The organism is Corallococcus sp. AB045 (genome assembly GCF_003668895.1).
Taxonomy (GTDB): Bacteria; Myxococcota; Myxococcia; order Myxococcales; family Myxococcaceae; genus Corallococcus; species Corallococcus coralloides.
Genome location: NZ_RAWN01000038.1, coordinates 49,423 through 58,565 on the forward strand (window position 1 = coordinate 49,423; position 9,143 = coordinate 58,565).

A 9,143-nucleotide genomic window follows, 5' to 3' on the forward strand; every position below is an offset into this window, starting at 1 on the left:
AAAGGCCCGCGAGATTTCTCTCGCGGGCCTCTCTCAATTCAGTGTGGAGCTAACCGGGATCGAACCGGTGACCTCTTGAATGCCATTCAAGCGCTCTCCCAGCTGAGCTATAGCCCCGTCTTGCTGCTGCTGCGTGCTGCCCGGTCCGCCGTGGGGGGCGGTCCGTGCCGTGAGGCGGCGCGACTTCTACGGCTTCTTCGTCCCGGACGCCACAACTTTTTGCGGCCTCGCGACGGTTTTTACCTTCAAACGATCCGCCACCTCTTCTCCTTCCCGGAGCAGGTCGGTGAGGGACGCGGCGTGGTCCGCCGCCGCCTTCTCCGCCGCCGCGATGTTCTGGAGCAGCCGGGCGAAGCTCGCGGGCAGCTCCAGCCGGCCTGCCTGGACGGACTGCCAGACGGCCTCGCCCAGCTCGCGGTGGGTCTGCTCCTTCTTGTCCTTGAGGAAGGCCGCCTTGCCGTTGGCCCGCGCCAGCTCCGTGTTGCGCTCGACGGCCTCCCGCAGCTTGGCCAGCCTGGCCTCGGCCGCCTGGAAGGCTTCGTTGATCTGCCGCATCACTTCAGTCTGCTTCGGATCTGCCGCCACGGCTGTCACCCTCGGGAGAGGAGAAGGTCGTTCGTGCGTAACGTGGCGGCTCGGCGACTGTCAACCCGCCTTGCGGACCAGCCGGGCGGCGAAGAAGCCCCCGCCGGGGACCCGGGGCGGCAGGGCGCGCAGGTAGGGACCGTCCACTCCCACCTGGAGCTCCGGCGCCCAGCCCTCCCCCACCGGCTCCAGCGCGAAGCCCGGGTGCTTCTGGAGGAAGCCCTCCACCACCGCGTCGTTCTCCTCCGGCAGCACGGAGCACGTGGCGTAGACGATGCGCGCCCCGGGCTTCACCTGCGCGGCCACTTCGGCGAGCAGCTTGGACTGCGTGGCCTGGAACTCCGTGATGGCCTTCGCGGACAGCTTCCACTTCTGATCCGGCTCGCGCGCCAGGGAACCCGTGCCGCTGCACGGCGCGTCCACCAGCACCACGTCCACCGCCTCCAGCGGCACCGGGTGCGGGAACGCCACCTGCTTCAGGCCGAACTCGCGCACGCGCTCGCGCGCGTCCGAAAGCCGCCGCTTGGAGCGGTCCCCCGCGAGCACCTTCCCCTTCGCGCCCACCAGATCCGCGAGCCCCAGCGTCTTGCCGCCGGCCCCCGCGCACACGTCCGCCACGGTGAGCCCATCCAATGTCGCCCCGGGAGGCAGGCACGCGAGGACGATGAGCTGACTGCCCACGTCCTGCACCTGGAGCCGCCGGGCCTTCATCGTCCGAGACTCGAAGATGCGGTGGCTGGAGTCCGCGACCCGCAGCGCGTCCGGAGCGCAGGGCACCGCCTCCACCGCCACGCCCTCCTCCGCCAGCGCCGCGAGCACCGCGTCCCGAGTGCCCGGGGGCCGCGCGCGGAAGTGCAGCGACGGCTCCTCGTCCAAGGACGCCATCAGCCCCGCGAGCGTCGCCTCCGGATACACCTGCGCCAGCCGCTGCGTGAGCCAACCGGGGAACGAGTACCGGGTGGCCAGCCGCTCGACGACAGCCTCCGAGCCCTCCGCCGCGGCGGGCTCCGCCAGGGGCTTCGTCGCCAGCCCCTCCAGCACCGCGTCATGCAGCGTGCGCGGCCGCACCGGCCCCGGCAGCTTCACCTCCGGCCCGATGCGCGCCCAGCCCTCGCCACAGAAGAGGCGCCGCCAGAGCGTGTAGCGCACCAGCGCCTGATCCTCCGTCAGCGCGTGCTTGCCGGGGGAATGCCCCAGCTGCCGCGCCGCCAGGTCCAACAGCCGCGTGTGCCGGGACAGCTCGCGCGCCGCCAGGGCCACGAAGCGCCGCTCCTGCCCGCCCAGCCCTTCCGCCTCCCGCAGCGCGGTGGCGAGCGCGGCCTTCAGCGGCTCGCCCTTGAGGACGGCGATGTGCGTCTCCACCGCCGCGGTGGCCGCGCGCCGGGACGGACGCCCCAGACGTGACGGCTCATGCGGCGTGGGCCAGAGGGGAATGTCCACGGATGACCTCTTCGCCTAGCCGCGCAGCGGAACGCACACGGCCAACGCACCGGCCCGCGTCTTCACCTGGGGCGACGCGCCCTGGGAGAGGAACAGGTAGCACGGCGCGGCATAACGCTCGCCGTCCAGCTCCAGGTCGCCCTCCAAAAGGAGGACCCCATGGGCGGACCGGGAACGGCTCCAGGGGAAGGCCGCTTCGGCGGCCAGCCGCATCCAGGTCCGGGCGCTGTCCGGATCCGAACCGGCCCCCTTCACTCCGGGTGATAGTTCAATCCACTCCGAGGAGTCCCCGGCCACGGGCTCCCGGGCGGCGGCGACCACCTGGCGCTTGAGCTCCAGGAAGCGCTCCACCAGCTCCATGATGTCGTCCACCTGGAAGGGCTTGATCAGCAGCGCGTCCGGCACCGAGGGGTGCAGGACCTGGGCGACCTCGTCCGAACTGGCGGCGCTGACGATGGCCACCGGGTGGCGCTGCCGGCGCGCGGCCTCCAGGACGCCCCGGCCGTCCGTGTGGCCTCCGGCGATGCGCATGTCGGTCATCACCAGCTCGAAGCGGTCCGCCGCCAGGGCGCGCAGCGCTTCGTCGAGGGTGCCCACCGCCTGCACGTCCGCCAGCTCGGAGACCAGCTCTCCCATTCCTTCGCGGAGGCTCGGATCATCCTCGACCAGCAGGACCTTCATCGCATCTTCCAGCGCGGGGGACAGGGGAGCGCTTTCACGTTCGGGCGGCCCGGAAGGGACGGCATCTCGGGCGCCGGGTCTGCGTTTGAAGATGGCCCTCCCCGGACTCGAACCGGGACGCGGGGTCAGCCGCAGCGGATTTTGAGTCCGCCTCGTCTACCAATTTCGACAGAGGGCCCCTTGGGTGTGAGCGAGGCGGCCGAACGTATATCGCGCCTTCGGTTCGTGTGCATCCGAAGATTGCGGCTGTCCACGCACACCGCTAAAGGGGCAGCGCATGTACAACCTCCTCATCTCCCTGGCCATCGGGCTGGCGGTCGGCGTGCTGGTGAAGTTCGCCGGCGGCTTCTCCTGGTGGGCCGGCATCGTGCCCGGCGTCATCGTCTTCTTCGCCACCTACATCGTGCTCGCCCGCCGGGTCTCCACCCGGGTCCAGGCGCTGATGACGACGGTACAGAATGATCTCCAGGGCCAGCCCGCCAACCAGAAGGAGGCCCAGGGGCGCGTGGACCGCGCCGTCAAGACGCTGGAGCAGGGCCTCGTCTGGGACAAGTGGCAGTTCCTCATCGGCCCGGAGATCCACGCGCAGATCGGGATGCTGAAGTACATGGTGAAGGACCTGGACGGCGCGAAGCCCCACCTGGAGAAGGCCAGCGGCCGCAACTACATGGCCAAGGCCATGGCGGGCGCCCTGCACTTCCGCCGCAACGACGTGCCCGCCATGAAGACCTCCTTCGAGGCCGCGGTGAAGAGCGGCAAGAAGGAGTCCATCGTCTGGGCCGTGTACGCGTGGTGCCTCCTGCAGCTGAAGGACAAGGACAGCGCCCAGCGCGTGCTCGCGCGCGGCGTGGAGCTGAACCCCTCCGACGAGAAGCTCAAGGGCAGCCTCGCCCAGCTGCAGAACGACAAGCGCCTGAAGATGAAGCCCTACGAGCCGCTCTGGTGGCAGTTCGGCCTGGAGGCGCCGCCGATGATGCCGCCCCAGGGCGGCGGGCGTCGCGTGCAGTTCACGAACCGGCGCTGAAGTCCCGGCGGAGTGACGGCCCGGCGCCAATGCAATGGCGCCAGGGCCCCCTTCCGCTGCTCGCAGCAACCCCGTCGAGGCGCCGCCAGGTGCGCGCTTCCGGGGAGTTTCCAACGGATCAGCCGCTCCATCCCCCCTCGGGGCGCGCGTTCGCGAGCGGCCCGCGTCCGGCAATTCCTACCGTGCGCGTGGGACCCACGCTGCAACGTCTTCCGGCTGTCTTGTTGGCTGTCTCACCGGCCCCCATGCAACCCCCTGAAAAGAGGCAGCCCCGCGTGTGAAGCGCGGGGCACAGGGCTTGCTCTCGGGCAGGGGCACGCGGGCAATCGGAACAGCGGGTTCCCAAAGCCCCCGCGGAGGCGGACGGGCTTGGCAGCCGGAGGTCTCGGGTGAAGTTTGGATGGGTGGGTGGGTGCTTGCAGGACGAGGCGGCGGCGGGTGCGCGTGGGGCGCAAGGGCGTGGGGAGCACCTGGAAGGGCGTGGCGCCCGAGACTTTCGGCCTGCCATTTCGGGTCAGGCGAGCGGAGCGAACCAGTTCATGGAACGGCACGGCCGCAGCAGTGAGCGCGCGCTCCTGCTCATCATCGAGGACGACATCGGCGTGCGCGAAGGCCTGATGGACCTGCTCGCCCCGCGCTTCGACGTGCTGGCCGCTTCGGACGCGGACGCGGGCGTGGAGCTGGCGCGCGAGCACCGCCCGGACCTGGTGCTGTTGGATCGCTTCCTGCCCTCCGGGGATGGGCTGGCGGTCCTGGAGACGCTCCAGGGCGACGTGCGCACGGAGATGGTGCCGGTCATCTTCCTCACGGGGGACGCGGACGAGGCGACCCTGGAGCGATGCCTGGAGATGGGCGCCGTGGACTTCATCCACAAGCCGGCGAGCTCGCGCGAGCTGCTCGCCCGCATCGACCGCGCGGTTCGCCAGAGCGAGCAGCAGCGCAAGCTCCAGGTGCTGGCGCAGACGGACGCGCTCACGGGCCTGGCGAACTTCCGGGCGCTGTCCGTGCGGCTGGAGGACGAGTTCAAGCGCGCCCAGCGCTACGGCTACGCGCTGAGCGTGGTGGTCATCGACCTGGACCACCTGAAGGCCATCAACGACGGCATGGGCCACGACGTGGGCAACCGCGCCATCCTGGCCCTGGCCACGCTGATGCAAGGCAACCTGCGCGAGTCCGACTTCGCGGCGCGCTTCGGCGGGGACGAGTTCGTCGTGCTGCTGCCGCACCAGACGTCGCTGGAGGCCGCGGTGTTCGCGGAGCGCCTGCGCTCGGAGCTGCGCGGCGTGAACGTGCAGCGCGGTGACGGGCGCCCGGCGCCCTTCGGGTTGAGCATCAGCGTGGGCGTGGCGGACCACACGGCCGACTCCCCGCGTGAGAGCACGGAGGCCTTGCTGAAGGCGGCGGACGCCGCGCTCTACGAGGCCAAGCGGGAGGGGCGCGACCGGGTGGTGGTGTACGGCCAGTCGGCCCACTCACCGGCGGCGCAGCGGCACTGACGGCGGGAAGGGAACGAGGGCGCGCGATGAGCGGGACCAGCAAGCTGGCGAGTGGTTCGAGGGTGGCGATCGTCGGCGGCGGCATCGCCGGGGCGGGGCTCGCGGCCTCTCTTCTCTTCAACGGCCGCGCGCGGGGCGTGGCCCTGGACGTGCGCGTCTACGCGGGGGGCACCGAGGAGCGCACCGCGCCCCCTGCCCTGCTCACGCCGGAGTGCCGCTCGCGGCTCGCCGCGCTGGGCTGCCGGATTCCCCCGGAGTGGCGCGCGCACGAGCTGCGCGGCGTGGAGGTCATCTCCCAGGGTGAGCGCGAGCTGCTGCCCTGCGCGGCCGGCGGCCTCTGGGTCGTGGATGGCTGGCCCCGGGGCGAAGGCGGCCTGGACATGGTGCGCCACGTGCTGTCCACGGCGGCCAGCGCGCAGGGCGCCCGGTTCGTGAACCGCCACGTGGAGCGCGTGGAGCGGCAGGCGCCCGCCCCGGACGCGCCCACGGCGGTGCGCAATGCGGGCCCCCTGGTCGTCCGGGCGCAGGGCAGCGGCGAGCGCTTCCACGCGGTGGCGATGGCCGCGGGCGCGGGGCCGCTGTTGGGTGACGCCTTCTTCAAGGGCTTCAAGCCGGCGCCGTCCATGCCGGCGGTGCAGGCGCGCATCCAGGGCGGGATGCCGGGCCGGGACCTGGCGCCGGTGGCGCGGCTGTGGGTGGCGCCGCTGCCGACCGTGGATGCGCTGTTCCTCATCCCGGGCGCGTCGTCCGTGTACGCGCTGGCCTTTGGCGCGACGGTGACACCCGCGGACCTGTGCCAGGTGCTGATGATGGCCGCGCGCGACGGCCTGCTGGAGGAGGGCTTCGAGCTCACCACGCTGGAGACAACGCGCCTGCCCTTCGGCCCCGGCCGCACGCTGGTGGCGCCCGGGCAGCTGGCGGTGGGCCCCGCGGCCTTCGGCCACCCGCTGCAGGTGGGCCTGTCGGAGACGCTGGCGTCGTGCAGCCGCGCCGCGGTGGCGCTGCTGGATGGCGGCCTGGACGCGCCGTCGCTGGAGCGCCGCTACGTGCGCGACGGGCTGGGCGAGCTGATGGAGGACGCGGCGGCGGGAGCGCGCTCCCTCACCTGGCTGCGCCGCGCGGGCAAGCGGGCTCCGGCGGCGTTCGTCGCGGCGCGCGCGAAGCACTCGGCGGGCGGCGTGTACGGCGGTGGCGTGCTGGGCTTGAGCTCCCCCACTCCGCTGGGCCTCTTGTCCGCGGCGCGCTGGTCGGGCGTGCGGGAAGTGGTGGGCTCGTGGCTGCGCACGCCCATCGAGCCCGTGCCCACGCTGGTGCCGGAGGTGGAGCCGGACCTCTACTACGTGGTGGACGACGACGCGGACACGCGCGAGGCGCTCACGCTGCTGTTGGAGAGCACCGGCGCGCGCGTGGTGTCCTTCGCCGACGAGCTGGCGCTGTTCTGCGCGGTGGCGCGCCGTCCGCCTACCGCGATCCTGTTGGACGTGGTGCTGCACTGGGTGGACGGCCTGCGTCTGTGTGAAGGCCTCAAGCAGCACCCGCTCACCCGCGACACGCGCGTGCTGGTGATGAGCGGCCTCAACCGTCCGCACGTGCGTCAGCGCGCGCTCGACGCGGGCGCGGAGGCCTTCCTGCCCAAGCCGGTGAACCCGGACCGCCTCCTGTGCCAGCTCACCGGCCGCGTGCCGGACCCGCTCGGCTCGCCGCGCGACGTCATCCGGCACCCGGTCGTGGATGCATTTGGCGAAGACCGTTTTGCGTCCTGACACCTGACTGCACCACCCGGCGCGCGACACGAAGGGCGGGGACGTCTTCAACCAGTTCGGTTCCTGGCGGACGTCGGCGTGGATTCGCGACCAGGCCCGGCTTCACGGAGGAGGCCGCGCGCGGGTCCGGCGCCAGGCACCGGCGCCGGTCCCCTCGGCCGAGACTTCACCCGCCGATATCCCTACTTCACCCCAAGTGAAACAACGCCAGGGGGTGTCGTCCTGGCGCTCAAGCCTCCACGCGATGCAGTCCCCGCCGCAGGATGAGCGAGCCGGACATCATGGAGATGCCTCGGAAGAAGACGGCGAGCCCCACCATCGTGCCCACGAGCCACACGGAGGACGCGGGCCATTTGGCCATGACGCTGAGGCCCAGGACCAGGGAGATGAGGCCATAGGCCAGGTCCCATCCCCACTGGAAGTAGCGGTCCATGACGGAGGTGATGACGTGGAAGAGGCCGCTGGCGAAGAAGTAGCCGGCGATCAGCAGCGTGAGGGAGGCAAGCCCCGCGGCCGGGTACATGACGGTGAGGATGCCGACCACGGTGGTGAGGACGCCTCCCAGCATGAAGGACCAGAAGGCGCTCCGGCTTTCGCTGCGTGAGCGGACGGCCGCGGCGATCTCCAGGACGCCGCCAATCACCAGCATCATCCCCACGAAGAAGACGGTGACCATGCTGGTGAAGAACGTGGCGCCCAGCAGCACGACCCCCGCGATCGCCGTCAACAGGCCCAGGATGAAGGGGCCGCCCCACATGGCGGAGGCTCCCCGGGGGGGACGGTCCGGCCGGGTCTCCGGCGCGCGTTCAACGTTCGTTCGCATGGCGATCTCCACGGTGATGGCTGCCCGCCTCGGGCCCTCGGCCGCCTGTCGGTCCGGGAGTGGACGTGGTGGGGGTAGCGCTTCCTCGTGGAAGATGGGAGCGCGACCGGGCGCGAACAATCGGCGCCGACCGACGAAATGAGGCGGAACACCAAGCAGGGGCCAGGGCGGCCTGCCGCGCCTAGAGGGCAGGACGGGTGTACGGCGGCGCCAGGAACACCGCGCCGGGCTCCTTGCGGAACCAGGTGAGTTGCCGCTTGGCGTAGCGCCGGGTCTGCTGCGCGGTGTCGGTGATGGCCTCTTCGCGGGTCATCCGCCCCTCCACCACTGCGCGGGCCTGCACGTAGCCGACGCTGCGCATGGGGGCCGCGTCCGCGTAGCCCTGCTCCAGCAGGGCCCGAGTCTCCTCCACGAGCCCCCGCGAGAAGAGCGCCTCCGTGCGCGCGTTGATGGCGGCGTAGAGGGACTCGCGCGGCGGCTCCAACACGTAGAGCTGGAAGGGATAGCGGTCCGGCGCGAAGGAATGGGCGCGGCGGAACTCGGACGCGGGTACGCCCGTCTGCGCGTGGATCTCCAGGGCGCGGACGACGCGCACCAGGTCCTGGGAGGGCAGCTTCGCCGCGGTCTCCGGATCCACCTCGGCCAGCCGGCGATGCACGGCCTCTCTCCCCTGCTCCGCCGCGAGCGCCTCCAGCTCCGCGCGCAGCGAAGGCAGGGCGCCGGGCGCGTCCACCACGCCGTGCAGCAGGATGCGCAGGTACAGGCCGGTGCCACCGACGACGAACACCGGCCGCCCCCGCGAGGCGATGTCCGCGATGGCCGCGTCCGCGCGGCGTTGGTACTCGGCGGCGGAGAAGGGCTCGAGCGGCTCCACGCAGGAGACCAGGTGGTGCGGCACGGCGGCCAGCTCCTCGGCGGAAGGCTTCGCGGTGCCGATGTCGAAGGCGCGGTACACCTGCTGCGAGTCCGCGCTGACGATCTCCCCGCCCGCGTCGCGAGCCCAGGCGATGGCCAACGCCGTCTTCCCCGACGCCGTGGGCCCAGCGATCACCGTCAACGGCACCCGCGTCTCAGCCACCAGCATCCGCCTCCCACGCCCGCTGTAACGCAGACGCGAGGCGAGCGCGAGCCCCCGCCGCTACGCCAGCCGCGCCCGCACCACCCGCGCCGCGCTGGCATCCCGCGCGAACACGAGCCGGGCGGTCTCCACGGACGACAGCACGCGTCCGGCCGCGCCCACCAGCGCTCCCCGGCCCGCGGGCGTGGGCTCGGGCAGCAGCGCATTCAGCAGCAGAACGCGAGCCACCTCCCCCGCCCCCTGAGCGTCCCAC

Annotated in this window: 8 protein-coding genes, 2 tRNA genes and 1 pseudogene; 3 read left to right on the forward strand and 8 right to left on the reverse strand. The window is 71.9% G+C overall.

The genetic code is table 11. From position 1 onward, the window contains the following. Positions 1-44 precede the first annotated feature (44 nt). From D7Y21_RS12000 to D7Y21_RS12020, 5 genes are all read right to left on the reverse strand, one after another. A tRNA-Ala gene (locus tag D7Y21_RS12000) sits at positions 45-117 on the reverse strand. 69 nt (positions 118-186) lie between these two features. Then, positions 187-585 (reverse strand): hypothetical protein, encoded by a 399-nt coding sequence (locus D7Y21_RS12005; protein ID WP_121713250.1) that lies wholly within the window; start codon positions 583-585, stop codon positions 187-189. A gap of 60 nt (positions 586-645) precedes the next feature. Then, positions 646-2,025: an RsmB/NOP family class I SAM-dependent RNA methyltransferase gene (locus D7Y21_RS12010; protein ID WP_199724672.1), complete on the reverse strand. Its 1,380-nt coding sequence runs from the start codon at positions 2,023-2,025 to the stop codon at positions 646-648. Positions 2,026-2,040: 15 nt separating this feature from the next. Further along, the gene (locus D7Y21_RS12015; protein WP_121713252.1) at positions 2,041-2,706 is read right to left on the reverse strand and encodes a response regulator; all 666 of its coding nucleotides are present in this window, start codon (positions 2,704-2,706) and stop codon (positions 2,041-2,043) included. Positions 2,707-2,798: 92 nt separating this feature from the next. Next, positions 2,799-2,884 (reverse strand) — tRNA-Leu (locus tag D7Y21_RS12020). 99 nt (positions 2,885-2,983) lie between these two features. Between D7Y21_RS12020 and D7Y21_RS12025 the strand changes: the two genes are divergently transcribed. The 3 genes from D7Y21_RS12025 to D7Y21_RS12035 all read left to right on the forward strand — a co-directional run bounded on the left by D7Y21_RS12025 (position 2,984) and on the right by D7Y21_RS12035 (position 6,989). Next, positions 2,984-3,730 (forward strand): M48 family metallopeptidase, encoded by a 747-nt coding sequence (locus D7Y21_RS12025; protein WP_120567948.1) that lies wholly within the window; start codon positions 2,984-2,986, stop codon positions 3,728-3,730. Positions 3,731-4,269: 539 nt separating this feature from the next. Then, on the forward strand, positions 4,270-5,226 hold the full coding sequence (locus tag D7Y21_RS12030; RefSeq protein WP_120567949.1) for a diguanylate cyclase: 957 nt from the start codon (positions 4,270-4,272) through the stop codon (positions 5,224-5,226). 26 nt (positions 5,227-5,252) lie between these two features. Beyond that, positions 5,253-6,989 carry a two-component system response regulator gene (locus tag D7Y21_RS12035; protein ID WP_121713254.1) on the forward strand — a complete coding sequence of 579 codons (1,737 nt, stop codon included), beginning with the start codon at positions 5,253-5,255 and terminating at the stop codon, positions 6,987-6,989. Between the two features lie 229 nt (positions 6,990-7,218). Here D7Y21_RS12035 and D7Y21_RS12040 read toward each other — a convergent pair whose 3' ends face one another. The 3 genes and pseudogenes from D7Y21_RS12040 to D7Y21_RS12050 form a co-directional block, all read right to left on the reverse strand. Further along, positions 7,219-7,812, reverse strand: coding sequence for an HdeD family acid-resistance protein (locus D7Y21_RS12040; protein WP_233592069.1), 594 nt, complete (start codon positions 7,810-7,812; stop codon positions 7,219-7,221). 181 nt (positions 7,813-7,993) lie between these two features. Continuing rightward, on the reverse strand, positions 7,994-8,875 hold the full coding sequence (gene miaA, locus D7Y21_RS12045) for a tRNA (adenosine(37)-N6)-dimethylallyltransferase MiaA (RefSeq protein WP_233612071.1): 882 nt from the start codon (positions 8,873-8,875) through the stop codon (positions 7,994-7,996). 75 nt (positions 8,876-8,950) lie between these two features. Then, a pseudogene (locus D7Y21_RS12050) lies at positions 8,951-9,143 on the reverse strand (hypothetical protein); the annotation flags it as partial.